General features: G+C 68.2%; 30 protein-coding genes and 1 other RNA gene. 23 read left to right on the top strand and 8 right to left on the bottom strand.

Translation table 11 applies throughout. The features are described 5' to 3' along the window. Nucleotides 1-24 precede the first annotated feature (24 nt). Entirely contained in the window at nt 25-1,164 is a 1,140-nt protein-coding gene (locus ACWF0M_RS06225; protein ID WP_452234537.1) for a serpin family protein, read from the top strand. On the opposite strand, the gene ACWF0M_RS06220 is transcribed toward ACWF0M_RS06225, so the two are convergent. After that, on the bottom strand, nt 1,145-1,687 hold the full coding sequence (locus tag ACWF0M_RS06220) for a TetR/AcrR family transcriptional regulator (RefSeq protein WP_452234536.1): 543 nt from the start codon (nt 1,685-1,687) through the stop codon (nt 1,145-1,147). The two genes, ACWF0M_RS06225 and ACWF0M_RS06220, sit on opposite strands and share 20 nt — an antisense overlap. Beyond that, nucleotides 1,662-2,093 (bottom strand): SRPBCC family protein, encoded by a 432-nt coding sequence (locus ACWF0M_RS06215; protein WP_452234535.1) that lies wholly within the window; start codon nt 2,091-2,093, stop codon nt 1,662-1,664. The genes ACWF0M_RS06220 and ACWF0M_RS06215 overlap by 26 nt, the downstream gene beginning before the upstream one ends. A gap of 141 nt (nt 2,094-2,234) precedes the next feature. Here ACWF0M_RS06215 and ACWF0M_RS06210 point away from each other — a divergent pair, with 141 nt between their 5' ends. The 7 genes from ACWF0M_RS06210 to ACWF0M_RS06180 all read left to right on the top strand — a co-directional run bounded on the left by ACWF0M_RS06210 (nt 2,235) and on the right by ACWF0M_RS06180 (nt 7,176). Continuing rightward, nucleotides 2,235-2,429, top strand: a complete 195-nt coding sequence (locus ACWF0M_RS06210; RefSeq protein WP_452234534.1) for a hypothetical protein — start codon at nt 2,235-2,237, stop codon at nt 2,427-2,429. After that, nucleotides 2,430-3,107, top strand: coding sequence for a PhzF family phenazine biosynthesis protein (locus ACWF0M_RS06205; RefSeq protein ID WP_452234533.1), 678 nt, complete (start codon nt 2,430-2,432; stop codon nt 3,105-3,107). 72 nt (nt 3,108-3,179) lie between these two features. Then, nucleotides 3,180-4,022 (top strand): nitrilase-related carbon-nitrogen hydrolase, encoded by an 843-nt coding sequence (locus tag ACWF0M_RS06200; RefSeq protein WP_452234532.1) that lies wholly within the window; start codon nt 3,180-3,182, stop codon nt 4,020-4,022. Between the two features lie 10 nt (nt 4,023-4,032). Further along, on the top strand, nt 4,033-5,439 hold the full coding sequence (gene hydA, locus ACWF0M_RS06195) for a dihydropyrimidinase (protein WP_452234531.1): 1,407 nt from the start codon (nt 4,033-4,035) through the stop codon (nt 5,437-5,439). Between the two features lie 9 nt (nt 5,440-5,448). Continuing rightward, a complete protein-coding gene (locus ACWF0M_RS06190) occupies nt 5,449-6,441 on the top strand; it encodes a TIGR03842 family LLM class F420-dependent oxidoreductase (RefSeq protein WP_452234530.1) in 993 nt (330 codons plus the stop codon). Between the two features lie 35 nt (nt 6,442-6,476). Further along, a complete protein-coding gene (locus ACWF0M_RS06185) occupies nt 6,477-6,911 on the top strand; it encodes a type II toxin-antitoxin system RelE/ParE family toxin (protein WP_452234529.1) in 435 nt (144 codons plus the stop codon). Then, nucleotides 6,847-7,176: a helix-turn-helix domain-containing protein gene (locus tag ACWF0M_RS06180; RefSeq protein ID WP_452234528.1), complete on the top strand. Its 330-nt coding sequence runs from the start codon at nt 6,847-6,849 to the stop codon at nt 7,174-7,176. Before ACWF0M_RS06185 ends, ACWF0M_RS06180 begins: the two co-directional genes overlap by 65 nt. A 50-nt stretch (nt 7,177-7,226) precedes the next feature. On the opposite strand, the gene ACWF0M_RS06175 is transcribed toward ACWF0M_RS06180, so the two are convergent. Further along, nucleotides 7,227-7,640, bottom strand: coding sequence for a cytidine deaminase family protein (locus tag ACWF0M_RS06175; protein WP_452234527.1), 414 nt, complete (start codon nt 7,638-7,640; stop codon nt 7,227-7,229). A gap of 196 nt (nt 7,641-7,836) precedes the next feature. On the opposite strand from ACWF0M_RS06175, the gene ACWF0M_RS06170 reads away from it, so the two are divergent. Further along, nucleotides 7,837-8,040, top strand: coding sequence for a cold-shock protein (locus ACWF0M_RS06170; RefSeq protein ID WP_130382162.1), 204 nt, complete (start codon nt 7,837-7,839; stop codon nt 8,038-8,040). A 53-nt stretch (nt 8,041-8,093) separates the two neighbouring features. On the opposite strand, the gene ACWF0M_RS06165 is transcribed toward ACWF0M_RS06170, so the two are convergent. Then, complete coding sequence (locus ACWF0M_RS06165) at nt 8,094-9,362, bottom strand: ABC transporter substrate-binding protein (protein ID WP_452234526.1); 1,269 nt, start codon at nt 9,360-9,362, stop codon at nt 8,094-8,096. A gap of 160 nt (nt 9,363-9,522) precedes the next feature. Between ACWF0M_RS06165 and ACWF0M_RS06160 the strand changes: the two genes are divergently transcribed. Further along, the gene (locus ACWF0M_RS06160) at nt 9,523-10,713 is read left to right on the top strand and encodes an MFS transporter (protein WP_452234525.1); all 1,191 of its coding nucleotides are present in this window, start codon (nt 9,523-9,525) and stop codon (nt 10,711-10,713) included. Here ACWF0M_RS06160 and ACWF0M_RS06155 read toward each other — a convergent pair. Continuing rightward, nucleotides 10,681-11,751, bottom strand: a complete 1,071-nt coding sequence (locus ACWF0M_RS06155) for a carbohydrate kinase family protein (protein WP_452234524.1) — start codon at nt 11,749-11,751, stop codon at nt 10,681-10,683. The genes ACWF0M_RS06160 and ACWF0M_RS06155 overlap by 33 nt on opposite strands. A gap of 109 nt (nt 11,752-11,860) precedes the next feature. Between ACWF0M_RS06155 and ACWF0M_RS06150 the strand changes: the two genes are divergently transcribed. The 13 genes from ACWF0M_RS06150 (at nt 11,861) to ACWF0M_RS06090 (ending at nt 20,395) form a co-directional block, all read left to right on the top strand. Further along, complete coding sequence (locus tag ACWF0M_RS06150; RefSeq protein WP_452234523.1) at nt 11,861-12,241, top strand: hypothetical protein; 381 nt, start codon at nt 11,861-11,863, stop codon at nt 12,239-12,241. Further along, entirely contained in the window at nt 12,234-12,401 is a 168-nt protein-coding gene (locus tag ACWF0M_RS06145) for a hypothetical protein (protein ID WP_452234522.1), read from the top strand. The genes ACWF0M_RS06150 and ACWF0M_RS06145 overlap by 8 nt, the downstream gene beginning before the upstream one ends. Before the next feature lie 175 nt (nt 12,402-12,576). Further along, entirely contained in the window at nt 12,577-13,266 is a 690-nt protein-coding gene (ftsE, locus tag ACWF0M_RS06140) for a cell division ATP-binding protein FtsE (RefSeq protein ID WP_452234521.1), read from the top strand. 19 nt (nt 13,267-13,285) lie between these two features. Continuing rightward, entirely contained in the window at nt 13,286-14,197 is a 912-nt protein-coding gene (ftsX, locus tag ACWF0M_RS06135; RefSeq protein ID WP_452234520.1) for a permease-like cell division protein FtsX, read from the top strand. A gap of 101 nt (nt 14,198-14,298) precedes the next feature. Further along, nucleotides 14,299-15,744, top strand: coding sequence for a M23 family metallopeptidase (locus ACWF0M_RS06130; RefSeq protein WP_452234519.1), 1,446 nt, complete (start codon nt 14,299-14,301; stop codon nt 15,742-15,744). 21 nt (nt 15,745-15,765) lie between these two features. Continuing rightward, nucleotides 15,766-16,239, top strand: a complete 474-nt coding sequence (gene smpB, locus ACWF0M_RS06125; RefSeq protein WP_131347985.1) for an SsrA-binding protein SmpB — start codon at nt 15,766-15,768, stop codon at nt 16,237-16,239. A gap of 102 nt (nt 16,240-16,341) precedes the next feature. Then, the gene (locus ACWF0M_RS06120) at nt 16,342-16,896 is read left to right on the top strand and encodes a DUF4870 domain-containing protein (protein WP_452234518.1); all 555 of its coding nucleotides are present in this window, start codon (nt 16,342-16,344) and stop codon (nt 16,894-16,896) included. Nucleotides 16,897-16,980: 84 nt separating this feature from the next. Then, nucleotides 16,981-17,358, top strand: a transfer-messenger RNA (tmRNA) gene (gene ssrA, locus ACWF0M_RS06115). Nucleotides 17,359-17,476: 118 nt separating this feature from the next. Next, complete coding sequence (locus ACWF0M_RS06110; RefSeq protein WP_452234517.1) at nt 17,477-18,007, top strand: SRPBCC domain-containing protein; 531 nt, start codon at nt 17,477-17,479, stop codon at nt 18,005-18,007. Between the two features lie 46 nt (nt 18,008-18,053). Further along, the gene (locus ACWF0M_RS06105) at nt 18,054-18,491 is read left to right on the top strand and encodes a hypothetical protein (protein ID WP_452234516.1); all 438 of its coding nucleotides are present in this window, start codon (nt 18,054-18,056) and stop codon (nt 18,489-18,491) included. Continuing rightward, on the top strand, nt 18,460-18,960 hold the full coding sequence (locus tag ACWF0M_RS06100; RefSeq protein ID WP_452234515.1) for an ester cyclase: 501 nt from the start codon (nt 18,460-18,462) through the stop codon (nt 18,958-18,960). Before ACWF0M_RS06105 ends, ACWF0M_RS06100 begins: the two co-directional genes overlap by 32 nt. A gap of 239 nt (nt 18,961-19,199) precedes the next feature. Beyond that, on the top strand, nt 19,200-19,988 hold the full coding sequence (locus tag ACWF0M_RS06095; protein ID WP_452234514.1) for an alpha/beta fold hydrolase: 789 nt from the start codon (nt 19,200-19,202) through the stop codon (nt 19,986-19,988). A gap of 197 nt (nt 19,989-20,185) precedes the next feature. Then, the gene (locus ACWF0M_RS06090; RefSeq protein WP_452234513.1) at nt 20,186-20,395 is read left to right on the top strand and encodes a hypothetical protein; all 210 of its coding nucleotides are present in this window, start codon (nt 20,186-20,188) and stop codon (nt 20,393-20,395) included. On the opposite strand, the gene ACWF0M_RS06085 is transcribed toward ACWF0M_RS06090, so the two are convergent. The 3 genes from ACWF0M_RS06085 to ACWF0M_RS06075 form a co-directional block, all read right to left on the bottom strand. Then, entirely contained in the window at nt 20,367-21,557 is a 1,191-nt protein-coding gene (locus tag ACWF0M_RS06085) for an epoxide hydrolase family protein (protein WP_452234512.1), read from the bottom strand. The two genes, ACWF0M_RS06090 and ACWF0M_RS06085, sit on opposite strands and share 29 nt — an antisense overlap. Then, nucleotides 21,554-21,979: a MarR family winged helix-turn-helix transcriptional regulator gene (locus ACWF0M_RS06080; RefSeq protein ID WP_452234511.1), complete on the bottom strand. Its 426-nt coding sequence runs from the start codon at nt 21,977-21,979 to the stop codon at nt 21,554-21,556. Before ACWF0M_RS06080 ends, ACWF0M_RS06085 begins: the two co-directional genes overlap by 4 nt. Nucleotides 21,980-22,067: 88 nt before the next feature. Next, the gene (locus ACWF0M_RS06075; protein ID WP_452234510.1) at nt 22,068-24,656 is read right to left on the bottom strand and encodes an FHA domain-containing protein; all 2,589 of its coding nucleotides are present in this window, start codon (nt 24,654-24,656) and stop codon (nt 22,068-22,070) included. Nucleotides 24,657-24,940: the final 284 nt, after the last annotated feature.

The raw sequence follows: 24,940 nt of genomic DNA, 5'->3' as shown, positions 1-24,940 counted from the left end.
ACTCGCGTGTGGCAGGCTGGGGGTATGGATGCCGACGTGGTGCGCGCAGTCAACGACCTCACCACCCGCTGGGCACGGACACTGCCGGCGGAGAACACCGTGGTCGCCGGCCTCGGCCTCTGGCCCCTGCTAGCGCTGCTAGCGACCGGTGCGGACGAGCCCGGCCGCACCGAACTCGCAGCAGCCGCCGGAGTGGATCCGTCGACCGGATCGACCGACGCTGTCCGCCTGATCGAGGCGATCGAAGCCTCCGCCGATCTGAACGCCGCACTCGGCGTGTGGGTCAGCGAGCAGCTCAAGCTCGCCGAGTCGTTCGACACCGTGATGCCCGCGCCACTCGTCGGCCTGCTGACCGGCAACCCGGCCGTCGACAAGGCGAAACTCGACGCCTGGGCCGCCGAACACACCGACGACCTGATCCGCAAGATGCCCCTCGACCTCGACGGCGACGTGATGCTCGTACTCGCCTCGGCAATCCTGCTCCGCACCACCTGGGTCCGCCCGTTCACCGAGCAGATCCGCCGGGTCGCCAACGGCCCGTGGGCGGGCTCGTGGCACTGGCTCGAGCGCACGGATTTCGACCTGGATTCGGTACGGCGGTACGACGACCTGACCGTGGTCACGGTGCGCGGCGACGCGGATGTCGACGTACTGCTGGGGATCGGTGACGATGCCCTTCCGGCTCTGCTCGACGCAGCCGCCCGGCCGAACGACGGCGTACCTGGAAGTCAGCTGATTGCCGAAGACGAGCCCGGGCCGGGGTTGCGGATCGGGCGGAACACCGCGTCGCGGCCGGATGTGAAGGTGTCGTTGCCGTCGTTCAGCATCGAGGTCGAGCACGATCTGCTCAAGTATCGTGAGCTGTTCGGGCTGACCGCGGTCACCTCGGATCCAGGTGCGCACGGGCATTTCAGTGCGCTCAGCCCGACCCCGCTCCAGGTCGGGCAGGCGAAGCAGAAGGTGCTCGCGCGGTTCTTCGCGACCGGGTTCGAGGCCGCGGCGGTGACCGCGATCGCGATGACGCGGGCCGCGATGGTCACCCGCCAGGAGCGTCGCCTCGAGCTCACGCTGGACAGGCCGTTCGCGTTCATCGCCGTACTGCGGGACTCGCGACTCCCGATCGTGGCGGGCCGGGTCGAGCGGCCTACTGAGCCGGGAGCGTGAACAGCCGGTTGAGCAGCGCGGACGCCTCGTCGACGCCCGCGCGATCACCGGTCAGCAGCAGGTCGAACAGCAGGCCCCGCGAGGCGGCCAGGCCGAGCCGCGCGTACGCCGGGGCCTCGGCCGGCGGGATGCCCGCGCGTACGCAGAGCTCGACCAACGGCGGCAGCCAGACGTTGATCAGGTCGGCCTTGAGGGACTCGGTGTGCGGCAGATCCTGCATCGCATGCGCGCTGAGCTCGAAGAACAGCGGGCCGTAGACGAGCGCGGCCTCGGTGACGCGGCGCCAGAACTCCTCGGCCTGCTCCGCGATCGGAAGATCCGAGAGCGTTGCGAGCAGGTCCCGCTGCTGCTGCTCGACCGTGCGAACCACCTCGGCAAGCAGGCCCTCGCGGGAGCCGAAGTGGTAGATCAGCATCCGGTGACTGGTGCCGATCGAGGTCGCGATACTGCGCAGGCTTGCGTCGCCGATCCCGTTCTTCGCGAAATGCTCGACGGCCTCACCCAGCAGGCTTGCTCGACTCACTGACTTCCTTCAGCTTTGCGGTTTCGGTGGCGATGTAGTCCCGAGTGAGCTTGGCGTACAGCCTGCCGAACAGCCAGCCGAGCGGGCCCTCCTGGACGATCGTCGCGGTCGCCACGGTGCCTTCCGGTGTGCTGATCACGCGGTGGCGGCCGGTGGTCTTGATGCCGGGGGCTTTCGAGACCCACTCGAAGTACTCGCCCTCTTTGAGTTCGGTCACCTCCCAGACGGCGACCGGGAGCTTGGGCTGGCGGATCCGGGTGCGGGCGCCGACGTGGATCCGGCCCGCGTCCAGCCGCTCGACGGAATCGACGGTCGGGGTCCAGTCGGGCCACCGCTCGACGTCACTGAAAACCTCCCAGACCCGGTCGGCCGGGGCCTGGATCGTACTGGAATGATCGAAGCGCATGTACCAAATGGTACATGGACCTGAGGCACTCACCAACGCGTTTGCCGACCGTCGCCCGACTCTGAACGGAGCGTGAGTACTCGGTAAAACCGGGCCCTTGGTGAGTGGCTGGGGTCCGGGGTGCCGGTAGGGTCTTGGCCCATGGCTGACCAGAACGTCCCGCAGAACGTGGAGAACGAGCAGGACCCGGGCGCGAACACCCAGATGTTCCGCGCCTTCGTCAACGAGGGCCAGACCGAGGCCGCGAGCGAACCGAAGGTGAACGGGCGCGTCCTCGCGATCGTCGGCGCCGCGGTCCTGCTGATCGCGATCATCGCCGCGATCGCCGTTCTCTAGTTGGTAGATCTCCAAGTCGAGGTCGTACGGGTCTTCACCGACCCGGACGGCCGCTTCGGCAACCCCCTGGGCATCGTCGCCGGCCGCCTCGTCAGACCCGCCGACCGGCGGGAGATCGCCGCGGCCCTCGGCTACAGCGAGACCGTGTACGTCGACGACCCCGCCACCGGCACGCTCCGTATCTACACCGCCACCGGCGAGATGCCCTTCGCCGGCCATCCCACCGTCGGCGCCGCCGCCTGGCTCCACACCCACGGCCACCCCGTCGACACCCTCCACGTCCCCGCCGGCCCGATCCCCGTCACCCGCTCCGGCGACCTCTTCGCCGTCCGAGCCGACACGACCTGGGGCAGCCCCTGGGACTGGCACGAACTCTCCTCACCCGAGGAGGTCCTGGCCGCCGACCCGACCTCCTACACGTCCGGCCACACCTATCTCTGGTCCTGGCAGGACGAATCCGCCGGCACCATCCGAGCCCGAGCCTTCGCCCCCGCCATGGGCGTAGTCGAAGACGAGGCCACCGGCTCCGCGGTAACCCAACTCACCGCCCAGCTAGCCCGCGACCTCCTGGTCATCCAAGGCAACGGCTCCCGCCTCCACACCACCTGGCACCCACCCACCCACGCCACCGTAGGCGGCCAAGTCCTCCCCGCCGAACCAAGAACCCTCACGATCTGATCGCGTTACCCGCATCCGTTGACGGGTGGGCCGGGGCGGATAGAGCATGGGACCTCTACTTGGGGAGGTCTTGTGGCGGACGTTGTCAGGGCTGCTTTGGTGCAGACGTCGTGGACGGGTGACAAGGAGTCCATGATCAAGGCGCACGAGGACTATGCGCGGCAGGCTGCCGCTGCCGGCGCCAAGGTGATTTGTTTTCAGGAACTGTTCTACGGGCCGTACTTCTGCCAGAAGCAGGACGCCGAGTACTACGAGTACGCCGAGTCCGTCCCGGGACCGACCACCGAGCGGTTCGCCGCGTTGGCGCGGGAGCTCGGGATGGTGATGGTGCTGCCGATGTACGAGCAGGAGCAGCCGGGCGTGCTATACAACACCGCCGCGGTCGTCGATGCCGACGGCACCTATCTGGGCAAGTACCGGAAGAACCACATCCCGCAGGTGAAGGGTTTCTGGGAGAAGTTCTACTTCCGTCCCGGCAACCTCGGGTACCCGATCTTCGACACCGCCGTCGGCCGGATCGGCGTCTACATCTGCTACGACCGGCACTTCCCGGAGGGCTGGCGGGCGCTCGGCCTGGCCGGCGCGAAGATCGTGTTCAACCCGTCGGCGACGAGTCGCGGGCTGTCGGCGTACCTGTGGAAGCTCGAGCAGCCCGCGAGTGCGGTGGCGAACGAGTACTACATCGGTGCGATCAACCGGGTCGGGATCGAGGCCGAGTTCGGCGACAACGACTTCTACGGTACGTCGTACTTCGTCGACCCGGAGGGGAAGTTCGTCGGCGACGTCGGGCACGACCACGATCCGGAACTGATCGTCCGCGATCTGGACCTCGGCCTGCTCGACACCGTCCGGGACCGCTGGCAGTTCTACCGCGACCGCCGTCCCGACGCGTACGGAGACCTGACGAAGCCTTAAGGGGACGCACATGTCGTTGCTGATCAAGGGTGGAACCGTCGTCGGACCGACCGGAACCAGAACAGCGGACGTGCTGGTCGAGGGCGAGAAGATCGTCGCGGTCCTCGACCCGTCGTTCACGCCGACGATCACGGTCAACGAGGTACTCGATGCCTCCGGCAAGTACGTGATACCGGGCGGGATCGACGCGCACACGCACATGGAGCTGCCGTTCGGCGGTACGGCGGCCAGCGACACGTTCGACACCGGCACCCGTGCGGCGGCGTACGGCGGGACCACGACGATCATCGACTTCGCCGTACAACGGACCGGGGAGGTCGTGCAGGACGGGCTTGCCGCGTGGCACGCGAAGGCCGACGGGGAGTGCCACGTCGACTACGCGTTCCACATGATCCTCGGCGGTGTCGACGCGGACGCGCTGAAGGCGATGGACCAGCTGGTCGCCGACGAGGGCATCACGAGTTTCAAGCTGTTCATGGCCTACCCGGGCGTCTTCTACTCCGACGACGGGCAGATCCTCCGCGCGATGCAGACCGCGCGCGAGAACGGCGCGATGATCATGATGCACGCGGAGAACGGCATCGCGATCGACGTCCTCGTGCAGCAGGCGATCGCGAGGGGTCAGACCGACCCGATCTACCACGGCATCACTCGCCCGGCCGCGCTCGAGGCGGAGGCGACGAATCGGGCGATCGCGCTCGCCGAGGTCGCGCAGGACTGCCCGCTGTACATCGTCCACCTGTCCGCGAGCCAGGCGCTCGAGAAGGTCGCCGAGGCGCGGCATGCGGGCCGCAATGTATTCGCCGAGACCTGTCCGCAGTACTTGTACCTGACGCTCGAGGACCAGCTCGGCGCGCCCGGGTTCGAGGGCGCGAAATGGGTCTGCTCGACGCCGCTGCGCAGCAAGCACGAGCCGCACCAGCGGGACCTGTGGAAGGGCCTGCGGAACAACGAGCTGGCGATCGTGTCGACCGACCACTGCCCGTTCTGCATGAAGGACCAGAAGGAACTCGGCCTCGGCGACTTCTCCAAGATCCCGAACGGTATCGGCGGCGTCGAGCACCGCGTCGACCTTGTCTACCAGGGCGTGGTGGACGGGAAGCTGTCGCTGGAGCGCTGGGTCGAGACGATCGCGACCACGCCGGCCCGGATGTTCGGGCTGTATCCGCAGAAGGGCATCGTGCAGCCGGGATCGGACGCCGACCTGGTGATCTACGACCCGAACGGTACGACGCGGATCGGTGTCGCGACGCACCACATGAACATGGACCATTCGGCGTACGAAGGGGTCGAGATCCAGGGCCGGGTGGGCACCGTCGTATCGCGCGGCGAGGTGATCGTGGCTGACGGCAACTACCATGGCCGGAAGGGCCGGGGGAAGTTCCTGAAGCGCGGCCTGTCGTCGTATCTGATGTAGGGGGTTGGCGTGGACTTCGGTGTGGTGTTCCAGTGTGATCCGCCCGCGTCCACGGTCGTGGAGCTGGCCCGGAAGGCGGAGGACGCCGGGTTCTCGTACGTGTGGACGTTCGATTCGCACCTGCTCTGGCAGGAGCCGTTCGTGATCTACAGCCAGATCCTGGCCAGCACGCAGCGGGTGATCGTCGGCCCGATGGTGACGAACCCGGGGACGCGGGACTGGACCGTGATCGCGTCCCAGTTCGCCACGTTGAACGAGATGTTCGGCAACCGGACGATCTGCGGGATCGGGCGCGGCGACTCGGCGCTGCGGACGCTCGGCGCGAAGCCGGGGACGATCGACGAGCTGAAGCAGTGCGTCGAAGTGGTGCGGTCACTCGCGCGCGGCGAGACCGTCTCCTACCGCGGGCAGCAGCTGAAGTTCGAGTGGGTCGACAACGGCGCGCTCGACGTGTGGGTCGCGGCGTACGGCCCGCGCGCGCTGAAGGCGACGGGTGAGGTCGGCGACGGGTACATCCTGCAGCTGGCGGATCCGGATATCGCGGAGTGGATGATCGCCGCGGTACGTCGGTCCGCGGAGCAGGCCGGGCGGGATCCGATGGCGATCAAGTTCTGCGTCGCGGCTCCGGCGTACGTCGGGGACGACCTGGAGCACCAGCGGGAGCAGACCCGCTGGTTCGGGGGAATGGTCGGGAACCACGTCGCCGACATCGTCGAGCGGTACGGGACGTCGGGCGCCGTGCCGCAGGCGCTGACCGACTACATCGAGGGGCGCAAGGGGTACGACTACGCCGAGCACGGGCGCGCCGGGAACACGCATACCGACTTCGTGCCGGACGACGTCGTGGACCGGTTCTGCATCCTCGGACCGGTCGAGAACCACCTCGCGCGGCTGGCCGAGCTCAAGGACCTCGGCGTCGACCAGTTCGCCCTGTACCTCCAGCACGACGCCAAGGAGCAGACCCTGGCGTCGTACGGCAAGGACATCATCCCAGCGTTCTGAGCCCCAGATATGACAGATCAGTTATACTCTGACGGGTGAGATGGGAGATCAGCCTTCATCAGGATGTCGAGTCCTGGTATTTGGCGATCTGCGAGAGCGAGCCGGAGACGGGCACGCTGATCGAGGCTGCGATTGATCAGTTGGCTGATGAGGGACCGACAGCGGGGCGGCCACTGGTCGACCGGGTGAAAGGCAGCCGGTTCCAGAACATGAAGGAGCTGCGACCGCCGTCGTCGGGGCGGAGTGAGATCCGGCTGCTGTTTGCGTTCGATCCGGCTCGTGAGGCGATCGTCTTGGTGGCAGGTGACAAGTCTGGGCGGTGGGAGAGCTGGTACCGGACGGCGATTCCGCTGGCAGATGAGCGGTTTGCCGAACATCTGATCGCGTTGAAGGAGGAGGGCGACGATGAGTGGCTACGTGAAGTGGGAACACGCCAAGGCCAAGGGCCGTGCCGTCGATCCCCGGAGTGATGCAGAGCGTGCGGAGAGCAAGCAGGCGGCTCGGGAGCGGCTGGATGCCTACGTCCGCGGCCATCAGTTGGCCGAGATGCGAAAGGCGGCAGGCGTCACGCAGGCAGATCTGGCGGCGAAGCTGAAGGTCTCGCAGGCCCGCATCTCGAAGATCGAGCACGGTGAGATCTCTGGTGTCGATGTCATTCGTGCCTATGTCACCGCGCTCGGCGGCACCGTCGACCTGGTGGCGACCCTTGGCGACAGGACCTGGAAGGTCGCCTGAAACTCGGCCTGACATGAGGCCCCTTCGTCCGCCCTTCCGCTGTGTCTCCTCTAGAGGGTCGGCGTCCAGCGGTACGCGCTGGGGAGCAGGTCGGTGGCGAGGAGCGATCCCGGGCCGTCGGGCGACGGCAGGATGACGCGGATCGTGGGGTGGTAGTCGACCAGGACCTGGCGGTCGCGGCCGCACGGGCCGACGACGCCACGGCCTTCGTTGCCTACCGCCACGATCGTGGTGAGTTCGCGGGCCCCTTCGGCGCGGGCGCGGCCGAGGGCGACCAGTTCGGCGCAGGGGCCGCCGGTGAAGTGGTACAGGTTGATACCGGCGTACATCCGGCCGTCGGCCCCGCGGACCGCGGCGCCCATCGTGTAGACGCCGTCGGGTCCGTCGGTGTTCGCGTCGACCGTACGGCGGGCCAGCTCGATCAGCTCGCGGTCGTCCTCGGACAGCGGTTGCAGGGTCACCATGCGGCCTACCTTGCCACGCCCGGCGCGCCCGATGGGAATGAATGGGCCGGATCCGTGGTTGGATGGGGCAGGTCGATTTTCAGTAGCTGTGGTTTCTTACGATCTTTCCTTGTGAGAGATGGTGTGCCGCCGGTGCGACAACGGCCGGGTCTACCGCGACCGCGGTGCGCCCCATCCTCATTGAAGGAGCAACAACATGGCACAGGGAACTGTGAAGTGGTTCAACGCCGAAAAGGGCTTCGGTTTCATCACCGTCGACGGCGGCGGAGCGGACGTGTTCGTCCACTACTCCACCATCCAGACCGACGGCTTCCGTAGCCTCGACGAGAACCAGCGCGTCGAGTTCGACGTCGTCCAGGGCCCGAAGGGTCAGCAGGCGGAGAACGTCAACGTCGTCTGATTTCAGCTCGGCACGCGGCCCCTCACCTGTCGGTGGGGGGCCGCGTCCGGTTGTCAGCCGGTGATGCGCTTGAGCTCGGCCTCGGTCACCCACTTGACGGTCTTGATCTCGGCGGCCGGGTCGGCGCCGCTGCGGATGATCTTGTTCAGCGCGTCGGAGTACGCCGAGCTGGCCTTCGGCGACCAGAGCATCGGGTTCTGCGGGCGGCCGTTCTCGTTCAGCAGCTTGACCGCGTCCGCAGCTGGGCCGGACTTCAGCTTGTCCGCCTTCGCCGACAGGCTCTTGCGGGCCGGGACGTGGAAGCCGTACGACTGCGCGAAGTCGAGCTGGTCGTCGGTCTGATCCACCCACAGCCACTTCACGAACTTCTTCGCGGCGTCGAGGTTCTTCGACTTGGCGTTCACGCAGGCGCCGTACGCACCGACCGGGACGCTCGGCGCGCCGGTGGTGGCGTTCAGCTTCGGCCAGGGGAGTACGCCGTAGTCACCGGGCAGCGCCTTCTCGATCACCGGAAGCGTCCACAGGCCGGTGAACTGCATCGCGGTCAGACCCTGTGTGAACGCGGACGGGTCCGACCAGTCGGTCGGTGCCCCGAGCAACAACACCTTCGACGTCCAGAACTCGCGCAGTTTGCGCAGTGACTCGAACGCGGCCGGGTCGTCGAAACCGAACTGGTTGTCCTTGGTCAGGTAGTCGACACCGGCCGACCAGAGCGCCGGGCCGCCCAGCACGCCGACGCCGCCGTCGTTGCCGACGAACAGACCCTTGGTCTTGTTGTTCGTGAGCTTCTTCGCGGCGGCCAGCAGCTCGTCGACGGTCTGCGGCGGCTGTACGCCGGCTGCGCTCAGCAGACTCTTGCGGTACACGAGGAGCTGCATGTCGATCACCTGCGGGATCGCGTACAGCTTGCCCTGGTACGACATCCGCTCGAGCAGCGCCGCGTTGAAGTCGCTCTTCGCGTCGCCGAGCAGGTCGGTCAGCTCGACGACCTGACCGCTCTTGACCATGTCGATCGTCGGCCCGTTCGGGTACTCGAACACGTCCGGGCCCTGATCGGTGAGCAGCGCCGTCGCGGCCTTCTTCTCGTAGTCACCCGGCGACCACTGGATCGTGACGGTGGCATCCGGGTAGGCCTTCGCGTACTTCTCCACCGCCTGCTGCGTGCCCGCTTCGCCGTACTGGTGGTACCACTGCTGGAGCGCCGGCTTCGACCCGCCCGATCCGCCGGACGACGGCCGCCCGGAGTTCGATCCACATCCCGCCACGGCCATCGCGGCCAATCCAGTTCCGAGCCCGAGTACCTGCCGCCGACTGATCGTCATCGCCTGCACCTCTCCGTCCAGCGCGGTCCCACAGCCCGCGCACCACCCCAGACCCTACGATGTAAGCTGGTCCGCATGTTCTCCCCACGTGACTAGAGACGGCTCCCACGCCTTGCGTGGTCTCGAGCCCATTCCGTCGTGAATCTCTAGGAGCGTTCTCGTGTCCGGCACAACTCGTGCCGGGAGCTACCGTGACGTCCTGCTGTTGCCGTCGGCGCTGCGCACGTTCGTGCCTGCGCTGCTCGGCCGGCTGTCGTACGGCCTGCTCCCGTTGTCTCTGCTCTTCACCGTCCAGCAGTCCACCAATTCCTTCGCGACGGCAGGCGCCGCGGTCGCGGTGTTCGGCTTCGCGTCGCTGTCGATGCCCTACAAGGCGCGCCTCGCCGACCGGTACAGCCAGCGCCGCGTCCTGCCGCTCCTCGCACTCGGGGCATCCGCGGGTCTGGTTGCCATCGCAGCATCCGGTACGACGGATGTCGCCGTACTGCTCCTCGTCGGCGCAACCGGCCTGCTCGCGCCGCCGTTGGGGCCGTCGATGCGGTCGAACTGGCGACTCCTCACGGAGGGCTCCGCGCTGAAAGAACGCGCGTACGCCCTCGACGCGGTCTCCGAGGAATGTCTGTTCCTCGGTGGACCGCTGATCGCCGGCACGCTGATCAGTCTCGTATCAGCGCCTGCCGCGCTCGGCTGCTCGGCCGCTTTGATGGTCGTCGGCACGTTTGCGATGGTGACGAGTCCGGTGACGACTGCGATGTCAGGATCGGCGCCGGCGCGGCATCCGTTGGGGCCGTTGGTGATCTCCGGTCTGCGCCGGATCTTGCTCGTCATCATGGTCACCGCGTCCGGAATCAGCGCGGCGTACGTCTGCGTGGCGGGCGTCGCGCAGCACGCGGGACGCCCCGGAGCGGCCGGGTACGTCGAGGCGGCGATCGCGGCCGGCAGTGTGGTCGGCGGTATGCTCTGGGCGCGCCGGCGTCATACCCGCTCCTGGTCGGCTCACCTTGGCGGGCTGATCGCTGTACTGGGCACCGGGCTGCTCGCGGCGTCGTTCGTGACCGACCTGATCGTGCTCGGGGCTGTGCTGGGCCTTGCCGGTGCCGCGGTGGCCCCGCTGTTCGTGGTGTCGTACCTGGCGGCCGACGACGTGACGCCGCCGCACCAACGGACCGAGGCGAGCACCTGGATCAACACCGCCAACAACCTCGGCTCCGCCGCCGGATCGGCGACCGCCGGGCTGGTGCTCCAACACGCCGCGCCGTCGCTGGGGTTCCTGGCCGGTGGCCTGCTGCTCGCCCTCGTCGCCGTGACGGTCAGCGCCTCAGGCGTCCGACAGGCGCGCGATCGTGGCTGAGGCGCGGCGGACGATCGGGACCGGACCGGCGGGGAGGACGTCGCCGATGAAGGCGTAGTGCTGGAGTACGGCGGGGTCGACGTCGCCGGGGCGGTGCCGGCTGTGGTCGCGGACCCAGTCGATGATGTCGCCCCAGCCGGGCGCCGCGAGGGAGCCGCCGAAGTGCTGGACCGACAGGCCCGCACACAGGTTGCTGAAGGCAAGGCGGTGGGCGAGCGGCCAGCCGCGGAGGGTGCCGAGGACGAGCGAGGCGAGGAACACGTCGCCGGCGCCGGTCGGGTCGTACGAACGCACCGGCAGCGCCGGCACCTGCTCCTCCTCGCCGGTCTCCGAGTCGATTGCGAGTACGCCGTCCGCGCCGTTCGTCACGACCGCGAGCGGAACGCGGTCGGCCAGCTTGTGCAGCGCGGCCTTCGGGGTGTCGGTGCGGGTGTAGGCCATCGCCTCACCCGCATTCGGCGTGAACGCGTGGAAGCCCTCCAGTACGTCGAGCACGGCCGGGGACCACTCGTCGGTCGGATCCCAGCCGACGTCGCCGAACAGCAGCGCTCCGGACTGCCGCGCCTCGACCGTCCAGCCCGGTAGCTCCTCCGCCACCGGAACGATGGCGGACCGCGTCTTCAGGCCTGGCCCGACCAGCTTGCTCGGATCGCCCGGCGCCTCGTGTGCGTGCGTGACCATCGCGCGGTCCCGATCGATCGACATCGACACGGTGACCGGCGAATGCCAGTGGCCGATCCGCCGCGAGTGCGACAGGTCCACGCCCTCCTGGTCCGCGAGGGTCCGCCAGCAGAAGTCGGCGTACGCGTCGTCGCCGAACACCGAGGCGAGTCCGGTCTGCAGACCGAGCCGCGCGGCCGCGATCGCGAAGTTCGCGACACCGCCCGGGCACGACCCCATACCCTCGGCGAAGATCTCCGTGCCGGTGGTCGGCGCGGTCGTCAGACCGGTCATCACGATGTCGAGGAACACCGTCCCCTGCACGAACACGTCGTAGCAGTCCTGCTCGTCCGTCACAGTGACCTTGCTCCTTGTCATCCTGGTGAGGGTGTGTCTCCTGGGCGCCACACCCTTGTCGGTGGTGGGTGGGATGCTCCTTCGTAGCATCATCAACCGATCAAGACCACGGAATTGGGAGGACGTGTCCGTGATCCCTACCTGGATCTCGATCGTCGGCGTCGTGATGACGGTGCTGAGTCCACTGCTCGCGCTCGGCGGCGTGTTCCTGGGGTCGTACCTGACGCGGAAGTCCGACCGGGAGCTCGACACCTGGCGGCACCGTGAGGAGACCATGCGGATGGTCCGGTGGGCGGTGGAGCAGATTCTCGAGGGCGAGGACGCCGGGACGGATGCCGGTGTGGTGACGCTGCGTTCACTCATGAGGTCGGAGCTGTTACAGCCCGAGGACTACGATCTGGTCGCCGCGCTGACCGCCGCGGTAGCGATCGACCGGGTCGGCGCGGCCGCGTACGCTGATATCGCGGACGCAGACATCGAGGTCGTCGAGGGAGACAGTGACCATGGCTGAGAAGAAGACCGTGACGGTCTCCCGCCAGGCTGTCGAGATCGCCAGGTTGCACGTCGAGGCCGCCCGGCGGGCCGGCCGCAAACCCGACGCCGGCGTGGCCCGGATCGCCGACGCCCGCCCCGACAACGGCAACGGCTCGCCCTCCCCGGCCCCGGCCTGACAGACACCCGTTTCAAACGCACCGGGTATCGGACGGGCGTGTACGGACCGGCACGTCTGGTCGGCGGCACGCCGTGGAGCGCCTAGACTGATCGCCGGCCGCTCCGGTGGCGTACGGTGCACTTCGTGGTTACCGTCGCGCCGCTCCCTGTTCCCGACCACGGCCGGATGATCCCGTGATCCGCTTCGAGAATGTGTCCAAGACGTACGAGGGCCAGTCCAAGGCCGCTCTGCTGAACGTCAACGTCGAGATCGAGAAGGGCGAGTTCGTCTTCCTGGTCGGAACCTCCGGGTCCGGCAAGTCGACGTTCCTCCGGCTCGTACTGCGTGAGCACCGGACGTCCAAGGGCCACATCATGGTGGCCGGCAAGGACCTGAACCGGCTCGCCAGCTGGCGGATCCCGCAGATGCGGCGCCAGATCGGCACCGTGTTCCAGGACTTCCGGCTGCTGCCGAACAAGACCGTCGCGGAGAACGTCGCGTTCGCGCTGCAGGTGATCGGCAAGCCTCGCGCGCACATCCGCAAGACGGTTCCCGAGGTCCTCGAGCTGGTCGGTCTGGACGGCAAGGAGGACCGGATGCCGGACGAACTGTCCGGCGGTGAGCAGCAGCGCGTCGCGATCGCCCGCGCGTTCGTGAACCGGCCGATGATCCTGATCGCCGACGAGCCCACCGGAAACCTCGACCCCGGTACGTCGGTCGGCATCATGAAGCTGCTGGACCGGATCAACCGGACCGGGACGACCGTGGTGATGGCCACCCACGACGTCTCGATCGTCGACCAGATGCGCAAGCGCGTGATCGAGCTGGAGAACGGCCATGTCGTCCGCGACGAGTCGCGTGGCGTCTACGGCTACCAGCACTGACCAGGGGACTGACTGACTGATGCGCTTGAACTACATCCTCTCCGACCTCGGGATCGGCCTGAAGCGGAACCTCTCGATGACGATCGCGGTCGTCGTCACCATCTGGGTCTCGCTGTCGCTGTTCGGCAGCGCGCTGCTCGCCCGCGAGCAGGTCGACCTGATGAAGGGGAACTGGTACGACAAGATCCAGATCTCGGTGTTCCTGTGCACCAAGGACTCCGGCGGCCGCGGCTGTTCCGGCGCCGAGGTGACCCAGGAGCAGAAGAACCGGATCCAGCAGGTCATCCAGACGAACCCGGACACCGCGCCCGACGGCGTGTTCGCGGAGTCGAAGAAGGAAGCGTTCGAGTCGTTCAAGAAGCTGTACAAGGACTCGCCGATCGTCAGCACGGTCACCGAGGACCAGATGCAGGAGTCCTTCCGGGTCAAGCTGCGAGATCCACAGCGATATCAGAACCTGGTCAGCGCCGTCGCCGGTCTCCCCGGAGTCGACACCGTCCAGGACCTCCGCCAGTACCTCGATCCGCTCTTCAAGGCCCTCAACGGGCTGCAGGTCGGCGCGCTGATCTCGGCCGGCTTGCTGCTGGTCGCGGCCCTGATGCAGATCTCCAACACGATCCGGCTGGCGGCGTACGCCCGGAGACGGGAGATAGGCATCATGCGCCTGGTGGGCGCCTCGAACTTCTACATCCAGCTGCCGTTCCTGCTCGAAGCGGTGCTGGCGGCGCTGATCGGCGCGGTCTTTGCCTGCGGCACCTTGTGGATCGGCGTGTACTTCGTGGTCATGCAGCGGGCCGCGGAGACGTTCCGCGTCTGGCAGTGGGTCGGCGCGACCGAAACCTTCCGCGCCACGCTGATCATGGTCGTCGTCGGCCTGGTCCTGGCCGTGATCCCGACATTCCTGACAACGCGGAAATACCTCAAAGTCTGACCCGGGTGACCTATCGTGCAGTAACAGGAGTAACAGCAGTCACTCCTGCACCGCACACCCGTTGTTAATTCAAAACTTCATCCAGAGCAAGGGGTCGACCTGTGGTCCCGCACTTCCCCGGTGCGAACCCGCGTGAGCGGGGGAGCATCAAGCGAGACGACAGCACCGGCACCTCCACCACGCCGTACCCGCGATCACGCAAGCGACCGCCGGGCCGGCAGACTGTGGTTGCCGCTTGCTGCCTTGTCCTGTCCCTGTCCGCCGGCGTCCTGGCGGCGGTTCCGTCCGCTCCGTCCGCGGAGGCGAAACCGCCCGATCCAGCCGCCAAGAAGAAGCAACTCGACGCGCAGCTCGGCCAGCAGAAGGCCGATCTCGACGACGCGTCCGACCAGCTCGGCAAGTCCGTTGCCGCATACAACCAAGCCGTCGTGAAGTACCAGGCCGTCCAGGTCCGGTACGCCGCCGCGCAGGGGCAGCTCGCCGCCGCGAAGGCCGCCGATGCGGTTGCCGCGGGCAAGCTTGCCGCGGCCGAGGCGGCGTTGCGTACAGCGGTTTCCGACGTCGAGGCGGGCGAGAAGCTGATCGCGGAGAAGCGGTCCGTCGCGGGTCGCGCCGTACGGTCGGCGTACCAGCAGCAGAACGGCCTGGTGGGGCTGTCGATCGCGCTGCGTGGTGCTGCGCCGGCCGACATCGCGACCGGCATGCAGGTCCAGCGGAACGTCTTCGGCATCCAGAGCAACGCGATCACCAACCTGAACAACGCGCAGGCGCAACTGGCCAGCAAGCGGGTCAAGGTCGCGGCCGCGGAGAAGGAGTCCGAGGCCGCGCGCGCCGAGGCGGCCGCAACGGTGAAGCGGGTCACCGAGCTGACCAAGCAGGTCGCGGCCGACCGGGCCGAGGCCGCGGCGATCGCGAAGGTCAAGCTGACCGCGTTCAAGGCCGCCGAGAAGGAGAAGAACTCCGAGCTGGCGCAGTACAACTCGCTGCTGCGGGAGCGGAACCGGGTCGAACAGCTCCTGATCGCGCGGGCGAAGGCGGAGAAGGCGGCCGCCGCGCGCCGGAAGGCTGCCGCCGAGGCGGCGGAGCGGGCGAAGGCACGCAAGGAGAACCGCAAGCCGCGGAACATCCCGGACGATCCGCCGTCCTCCGGAGGCGGCGGGTTGAGCTACCCGGTCAGCAGCTACATCACGTCGCCGTACGGAATGCGTTTTCATCCGGTTCTGCACTACTGGAAGCTGCACGACGGCACCGACTTCCGCGCTCCCTGCGGTACGCCGATCCATGCGGCAGCCGACGGGGTGGTGACGGACAAGTACTACAACGGTGGTTACGGGAACCGCTTGTTCGTGTCACATGGTGTGATCGACGGGTCGTCCATCACCACCGTCTACAACCACCTCTCGCGGTACAAGGCGCACGTCGGCGAGCGGGTCAGCAAGGGCGAGATCATCGGGTACGCCGGAACCACCGGGTACTCCACCGGCTGCCACTTGCACTTCATGGTCTACCAGGACGGCCGCGTGGTTAATCCGATGAAGTGGCTGTGAGCTACCTGCGATAATGGGCGGATGGTGAAACAGTCCGGCCGGGAGAAGCCGATCGCGCAGAACCGTAAGGCGCGACACGACTACCACATCGAGGACGTGGTGGAGGCCGGGCTGGTGCTGACAGGGACCGAGGTCAAGTCCCTCCGGCAGGGCCGGGCCTCCCTCGTCGACGCGTTCGCCGCCGTCCGCGGGAACGAGCTCTGGCTGCAGGGCATGCACATCCCGGAGTACAAGCACGGCACGTGGACGAACCACGAGCCCCGTCGTACGCGCAAGCTGCTGCTGCACAAGGACGAAGTACAGAAACTGATCCGCGAGGTCGAGCAGCAAGGGGTGTCGCTGATCCCGCTGTCGCTGTACTTCAAGGACGGCTACGCGAAGGTCGAGCTCGGCACCGGTCGCGGCAAGAAGGACTACGACAAACGCCACGCCCTCGCCGAACGCCAGGCAAACCGCGAGGCCCAACGCGCCCTCTCGGACCGCAGACGGCAGTAGAGGGCTCTAGTGCGAGGTCTTTAGCGCCTTCCGGGTTCGGTCAGGGCTCGCTCCGGGGCGAACCCGATGGGGTGGGCGGCCGGCGGCGCGCACAGTGGAAGCATGTCCACATCAGAGCTGCTGGTGACGCCGGCCCAACGGGACCGGGCTGTCGAGATCCTGAAAGAAATGTACGCCGACGGTCGGCTGGACCACATGGAGTTCGACCTCCGGCTCGAGAAGGCCCTGAAGTCCCGCACTCGGGCCGAGCTGAACAGCTCGTTCGACGGGCTGGTCTCCCGGCCGGTCCCGACGTTCGCCCCGGCCGCCTTCACCCGGCCGGCGCCGCTGCAGACCTACCGCGGCGACGGGCGTGGGATGGGCACGATCGCGCACTGGCTCGGGTACCCGACGTCGTTCGTCGGCCCGGCCCTGGTCGTCGCCGGCCAGAAGAATCCCGCCGTACGCCGGCACGCCGTCGAGGCGCTGAACTTCCAGCTGACCGCGTTCGGGGCGTTCGCGCTGCTGGGAATCGCGACCGGCGTCACGCACGGTTTCCTGTCGTTCCTGTTCCCGGTGCTCGGGATCCTCTGGTTCCTGCTGACCGGCCTCGGGGGCCTCGCCACCGCAGCGGGCGGCAAGTTCCGCTACCCCTTCACCGTGCGGCTGATCAAGTAGGGGAATGTCAGGTGCGGGCAGCCTGTTGGACTTGGTAGTGTGGATCTTCCACCGCGGTACGGGTGGGAGTTTGACAACTCAACAGGGGGTGAACGGTTTCGACTTTGGACGTACGTTCCAAGGGAAGCGGGCCGAGGATCCAGGGTTATCTCGTAAACGATCTCTGGAAACCAATAACTGCCAATTCACAGCGCAGTAGCTTCGCTCTCGCCGCCTGACGGCCTGAGCACTTAAAGAAGCGGTCAGCCCGGGGATGCTCTCGCCCCGGTTCCTGGCCTCATTTAGAGAGCTTGCTTTGCTAGCCCGGTCACGGGGTTAGTACGGGACATTTACAGTGACTGAGCCTGTCAGCGAGACGTCTGTACAAACGCTGGGGCTGAGAAAAGCGCCATTCAGACTGCGCCCGGAGAAGCCTTGAAGCGACGCCGAAGGACGCGGGTTCGATTCCCGCCACCTCCACCCCTAGAGAACGCGCAGGTCAGCCGAGCTGAGCTGCGCGTTTTTCGTTGGTCCGGCATGTATGTACCTTGACGGTTACGTATGCGAGTGGTTACATATGACCGACGGAGGGAGTTGGGCGATGACGAACAGGATCCTGGGCCGACTGGGAGTGACTGAGGGTAAGGGTGTGGTGCGGGTCGAGGCCCGCTACGACACCGATATCGACGACCTGTGGGCGGCGGTGACCGACCCGGAGCGGCTTGCCCGGTGGTACGGGAAGGTCGAGGGAAACCTGCGTCCCGGCGGCGCGTTCACCGTGTACCTGGAGTCCGCCGACCTGGAGGGCATCTGCCGCGTCGACACCTGCGAACCGCCGCGACGGCTCCGGATCACCAGCCGTGAGTCGGAGGAGTCCGCCGGCCGTGGCACCGGCCCGGCGCCCTTCGAGCAGACCATCGAAGCGACCCTCACCCCCGACGGCCCGCAAACCATCCTCGCCATCGAGGTCCGCGGCCTCCCCCTCGACAAGCTCGAGTACTACGGCGCCGGCTGGCAGGTCCACGCCGAGAACCTCGCCGCCTACCTCACCCACCAAGATCCCCCCGACCTCGAGTCGCGCTGGTCCGAACTCGTTCCGGCGTACCAGCAACAGGCGGCCGCGATCCGCTGACGCTCCTGCATTGCGGCCGCCGCGGGACGGGGCGCACGCTGGCGGCGTGGGGGAGAAGACGAGGGGCGACGATCGGGGGACGGCGGTTCGGCTGGCGGAGCTGGTGGTCGCGCTGTCGTCGGTGGCAGATCTCGGGATGGGGTTGCCGGTCGGCTCGGCCGCCCGGACGGCACTGATCGCCGTTCAGCTCGCTCGCAACTGCGGGTGGTCCGAGGACGCGGTGAGCCACGTGTTCTATGCCGCGCTTCTACAGCACATCGGGTGTACGGCGTACTCACACGAGGTGACCGCGCTGTTCGCGGACGAGATGTCGATCAAGCGCGCTTCGATGGCCGCCGACTTCACCCGGCCGCGGGACATCATGCTTCGGCTACCTGCCCGAGATCACTCGCGAGTCGCCGCCCGGCGAGCGGTTGCGAACGGTTCGATCGGGCTTGTTGCACTCGCGCGGGATGACGGCCGGCTACACGCTGGCGAATTGTGAAACGGCTGCGGCCGTCGCTCGCCGGCTGGGTCTGCCGGACGCCGTGCGTACCGGTTTGCTCGAGACCAACAAGGCGATCATGAAGCGCTTCATCAACGACTACCAGGTCGGCGACGACCAGCAGGTGCTCTACGCAACGGTGTCGCCGTCGCTCGTCAACCACACCCCGATGTTCCCGGACGCGCCCGGTGGGCCCGCCGAGGTCAAGGCGATCTTCGACCTGTTCCACGCGGCCTTCGACAACTTCGGCGCCGAAGTGCTCGAGCAGCTCGCAGAGGGCGACAGGGTCGTCACGTACAAGGTGGTCACGGGCGTCCACACCGGGGACTTCCTGGGTGTCGCGCCGACCGGGGCGAAGGTTCGCTTCGAGGTGATGGACATCGTCCGGATCGCCGGCGGCCAGATCGTCGAGCACTGGGGGCTGGTCGACCAGTTGGGCCTGCTCCGCCAGCTCGGCGCGACCGCCTGAGTTCGCGCCGAGTCCTACCTGCCGCCGCTGGAAGGTCTCCCGGGCGATGAATGTGTCCGATCCGGGCAGATATCGGGTTGCTGGCGCGTTGTGCCAGACAGATGTCAGTCGGGTGCCAGTGGGCCGGGAGACCCTGGGGCGTGGAGAAGGGGAGGACGCGCATGAGTGGGGTGCCGACAGGTGAGTGGCAGCGGACGGCCGTCGTGGGCGATGACGGGGCGACGATAGAGGTCCTCAGCATGGGGGCTGGGCCCGGGGTGGTTGTGGTGCCGGGGAACAATCGTCGGGCGCATCAGTACGGGCGGCTGGCTCGGGCGTTGGCGGGGGCCCATACGGTGCATGTGGTCGAGCGGCGTGGGCGTGGGGCGAGTGCCGCGCGCGGTCCGGCGTACAGCGTGGAGACCGACGTTGACGACGTACTCGCGGTGCTGGAACACACGGGGGCCCGTGCGGTGTTCGGGCACAGCTACGGCGGGTTGGTTGCGCTTCAGGTGGGGTTGCGGCGGCCGTTGGATTCCTTGATCGCGTACGAGCCCGGCGTGAGTATCGACGGGTCGTTCGACGGGAGTTGGCTGGGTGAGTTCACCCGGCAACTCGACGCGGGCCGGCGCGTGGCCGCGATGGCCACGTTCCTGAAAGGCACGGATTTGTTGCCGTTCCGCGCCGTACCGTTGCTGTGGGCGGTCGCCCTGCTGCTCGTCCGCGGGCCCGGTAGCCGTGAGATGCGCGACATGATGCCGACGACCCCGGGCGAGATCGGTGAGATCCTCCGCCTCGACTCCGACGGCAGCCGGTACGCCGGGATCGCGTCGAGGGCACTGCTCCTCGGTGGCGCCAAGTCGCCCGCGTACCTGACCGGCGTCCTGCCGCGCCTCGCCACGATCCTGCCGAACGCCGAGTTCCGGATCCTCCCGGACCTCGACCACAACGCGCCCGACGAGAACGCGCCGGACACGATCGCCCAGCAGCTCCGCCTGCACCTGGTCCGCGGCGAACGCCACGACCACGGCGCGCTGCGCGATCACTGACCGCGGGATCGCCAGGCCATCACAATTGCCCACCGTCGGCACGCTCGAGCGTGGGGTTCGCGGCGGGCGCCCAATTGTGATGGCCCGGGTGGGTTCGGGCGTGCTCATCAGGTAATGGACGACCACGTGGCAACCGCCTGCTGGTCGCGGCCGGCCACGCGCCCGTGTACCGGCAAACACCGCTGGACGCTCCGGACATGACGCGGGTCCGCGCGGCACTCGAACAGTTCGTCCGGGCGCACGAGCCGTACCCGCACCGCGGTACCGACCTGGCGTTCCTCGGCACCGTCGCCACGTTCGGCACCGCGTTCGACATCACGCTCGAGGAGATTGCGGTCGAGACCTACCTGCCCGCGGACGCCGGTACGATGCAGTTCTTCACCGGAGATCGCGGAACGTCCGCCTGAGGTCGTCGGTCCATTCCGTTGGCAGCTCCCACGGAATGAAGTGGCCGCCGTTCGGGTGGGCGGTGATGTTGATGTGGTTGTACCAGGCGGCGCGGTCGCTCGCGAGGAAGTTCTGCACGCGTTCCTCAGGAGTGTGGACGCCGGGCGGGTCCTCGTGGCCGACGAACGTGATGCCGGTCGGGGCCTCGATCGCCGGCGTACGGTCGTGGGACGGCGTCCACGGGTAGCGGTTGTTGTTGGCGTACGTGCGGATCGAGGTGTCGATCGCGTTGCCCGCCCAGAAGATCGTCGCGTGCGTGAGCAGGTCGTCGTCGGTGAACGCCTTGTTGCCGTCCGACCAGCTCTGCCAGCGTTCCAGGATCCACGCGAGCATACCGGCGGGGGAGTCGGCGAGACCGAAGCCGAGGGTGCTCGGGTCCAGTACGTGCGTGGCGAGGTGCGCGGCGAAACGGCGGTCGAACTCGATGACGCGGGCGTGGAGCGCCGGCGGCAGCCCGTCCGGGATCGGTTTGCCGCCGCTGAAGTCCCAGCCGCGGTCACCGTTGAAGAACGAGAGTTTCAGCGCCGACCCGATATGGATCCCGTAGAGCTCATCGGCGTACTTGTGGCCGAGCTGCCCCGTCACCAGCGCGCCGACGTCACAGCCGGCCGCGGCGTAGTTCGGGAACCCGAGGACGCCCGTCATCAGCTCGTGCCACACGTCGGCGATCTTCCAGAAGTTCATGTCCGGCCGGGTCGGCGTCGAGAACCCGAACCCTGGCAGCGACGGGACGATCACGTCGAACGCGTCCGCCGGATCGCCGCCGTACGACGCGGGGTCCGCGAGCCGGTCGATCACCTTCGACCAGTGCCAGAACGTCCACGGCCAGCCGTGACTCAGGATCAACGGGATCGGCCGCGGACCGACACCTGGCCGGCGCAGGAAGTGCACCGGTACGTCGCCGACGTCGACGCGGTAGTGGTCGTACGCGTTGATCGCCCGCTCGGCCGCGCGCCAGTCGAAACCGTCCGCCCAGTACTCGACGAGCGGCTGCAGGCGGGTACGGCGTACTCCGTAGAAACCGTCGTCGTTGCCGGCGTCGCGCGGCCACTTGGTCGCGCGCAGGCGGCGGCGGAGGTCGTCGAGGACCTCCTCGGGTACGGCGATGGGCGTGGGAATCATGGGGTGTCCTCGGCGAGTGTGGTCAGGCGGTGGAGTACGTCGATCGAGCCCGTGAGTACTGCGCGCTCGTCGGGGGTGAGCTGCTCGACGAGCGCGGCCAGCTTCGCGACGCGGTTCGCGTGCCGGGATCGGACGAGCTCCTGGCCGGTGTCGGTCAGTGACAGCAGGCTGGCTCGGCCGTCGGCGGGGTCGGGGCGGCGCTGGACGAGACCGTCCTGCTCGAGTTTCGCGACCAGGCTGGTGAGGGCGGGTTGCTTCAGCTGCTCGGTCGCCAGCAGGTCGGTGAGGCGCAGCGGTCCGCGCCGGTGGAGCGTGTGCAGGACCGAGAGCGCCGAGAAGTTGAGCCGACGTACCGACGGGAGGCGGATGAAGATCGTGTTGAAGTCCTCGATGACCGTGGTCAACCGGTCGACGTCCAGCATGACGTCGCTCCTCCCTGCGCACCATGGCGGTGCATTGCAGCCGACTATATCAATTTTCGATGTAAGTCGGCTGGGAGGGTGCTCGAGGTCAGCTGCTGAGGGCGATCTTGGAGATGGCGAACGACGTGGTGCCGGACTTGAACGTGAGCACCGCCGTAGTGGCTCTGTCCGGAAGGTGACCCTTGAACGTGAGCGTGCCGTGCTCGGTGCCGCCGGTCGCGATCTTGCTCGGCCAGGCGCTGCGGCCCGGGTCGACGCGCAGCGCGGTGCCGTCGGCGGCGGTGAACGTCGTACCGTCGATCGGGACCGTGATCGCCTGCTTGGCGGTGTTGACCAGCTTGACCTCGACGCGGGTGAAGTGGCTCGTATACGTGACGTTCTCGACGGTCATCGTGACACCGGTGCCGGGCTTCGAGACCGGTTTGATCAGGCGGTCCTCGCCGGTCTCGTTGCCGGTCAGGTAACCGCCGAGGGACTGCGCGCCTGCCGTCAGCGCGAACCCGCCGACCCCGACGCCGACGAGCACCACGGCGATCGCGACGATTACCGACACGTCGAGCCGGCCCGGTCGGTGGTACTTCGGGAGCGCCGCATCAACCACTGCGAGAACCATCGCGACCACGAGCGCGATACCCGGCGGGACCAACCACCGGAGCACGCCGCCGGGTCCGTCGGCGAGGAACGTGACGACAAGGTTCACAACCACCCCGAGCACAATCACCGCACCAGCAGCAATCAACACCCGCGACAACCGCACCGTCCCGACGGCATCGTCCCCGGCGCCCGCACCCCGCTCCACCCCAGCCTGCTCCGACCTCCGGTCGTCGCCACCAGCCAACTGACCCGCCTTAGCCGACCGCCGCTCGCGCCCAACCGCACGCCGGTCGCCCCGTGACGTCTGACGCTCGCCACCCGCGGCCCGACGCTCGCCGACTGCCGCCTGACGCTCGCCGCCCGGGGCCCGACGCTCGCCGACTGCCGCCTGACGCTCGCCGCCCGGGGCCTGGCGCTCGCCTCCCTCGGTCTGCCGGTCGCGTCCCGCTGTACGACGCTCCCGCCCGACCGATCGCTGCTCGCCACCGGCCCGCTGCTCGCCACCCGTCCGCGGGTCGCGACCCACCCGGTGGTCGGCGCCCGCAGCGGATGGGTCCGGCCAGCTCGCGGGCTGATTCCAGTTCGCTTCCGACTGGTCGATCTGCGCGGAAATCTCCCACGGCGACCGCACCGGCTCCGGATTGTCCGCCGACGGATAAGCCGCCCACGTCCCCCCGTCCCCCACCTCAAACCCAGGAACCACTCCCGCAGCCCCATACCCACCATCCGCCTCATACCCGCCGACATCCGCCCCAGCCGGGTACCCATCGGCGTCGGAGCCGTACCCATCAGCTCCCGCGCCACCGCCGTACCCGTCCGCGTCCGCCCCGACCTGATACCCGTCGGCTGCCGCGTCGTGCCCGTCGGCACCGACCTGGTACCCGTCGGCTCCCGCGCCGTATCCGTCTGCCCCGACCTGGTACTCGTCGGGGTCCGCACCAGGCGCGTACCCGTCCGCGTCTGTCCCGCGACCGTAGCCGTCGGCTCCCCGGTCGTTGTCCTGCCCACCAGCTTCCGCGCCGACCACGTACCCGTCAGCGTCTGCGCTGGGCGTGTACTGCAGGTTCGAAGGTGCGTCGTACGCCGCCGCACCACCGGTGCGCCTGGTCGACCCGTCCTCTGCACCCTCGACCGGCGCCAACGGGTTACTGCCACCCGACACCTGCTCTACCTGCCCGAACGGGTTCGCGCTGGCCGCCTGGTCTGGTTGGGCGAACGGGCTGGCGCTGGGTGGCTGGGTTGGTTGTGGGGAGGGGGTCCTGGTGGCGGGGAGTTGGTTGGGTGGGGTGAACGGGTTTGGGTCGTTCGCCGTGTCAGGTGTGCCGTGCTGAGCTGGCCGTGGCGGTTCGGTGCTGTGGCGGCTGGTGGGCGGGGAGTCGGCGTACGGCGCCTCTGCGGCCGGCGCGGTGGATCCGGTGCCGGGTGCGACGGAGGGTGACGGGGCTCCGGGGGTGGGCGCGCTGGGGAACGCGGTCGGAGCGGGGCGGGTGGGGAGCGGGGGCGGGGCGGGGGCGCTGGCGGGCGTGCTGGCAGCGGGGCGGTTCAGTGCGTCTGAGGGCTGACGGAGGTCCGCGTCGGACGGTGCGGGTGGCGCGGACTGTGTCGACTGTGCGGACTGCGGGGGCGGGGCGGGCTGCGCGGATGGGGCGGGCTGCGCAGGCGGGGCGGGCTGCGCGGACTGCACGGACGGCGCGAGCTGCACGGACTGCTCGGGTGGGGCGGGAGGTGCCGGGGAGGGGCGTAGGGCGGGAGCGGGAGGAGGAGGGGAGTCTGCGGGGTGGGGGGTGGGGGTGGTGGATTTGTGGAAGGTGAGGACTGAGCGGCCGATGTGGATTCGGTCGCCGGTGGTGAGGGGGGTGGGGGCGGCCAGGCGGTGGCCGTTGAGGCCGGTGCCGTTGCGGGACTCGTCGTGGAGGGTCCAGGTGGCGCCGTCGCGGTTGAGGCGGGCGTGGATGCGGGAGATCTGGTCGTCCGCCTGCAGCCGGATGTCGGCGTTGGAGGCGCGGCCGATGGTGATCGTGTCGGTCCCGGCCGGCAGCGTCCACTGCTGCTCGCCGAGCGACAGCACGAATTCGGTTTCCACTCACACCCCAGCCGGCGTCGTCCTGATCGCGATCCGGTCCCACCGCCGGGGTGTCGCACCCCGCGGCAGCCAACCCGTTTGCGCGATTCTGCCATTCGCACCAGCCCCAGACCACCAGCAGACCCACCCCACCGCAACCCCACCACAGTCCGCAACCAGCCCCGCACCCGGCCCGACTACCCTCCGCAACGAGCCCACGCGGGCTCGCTGCGGGGTGGGTCGGGTTGTGATGATTCTCAGGTTCGTGGGGGTTTGTCAGCGCTTGGTAGTGATGACAACGCGGT

Source organism: Kribbella sp. NPDC055110, from assembly GCF_053607525.1.
The sequence above is the reverse complement of the archived record's forward strand: the minus strand, read 5'-3'. Positions and strand labels throughout refer to the sequence as shown.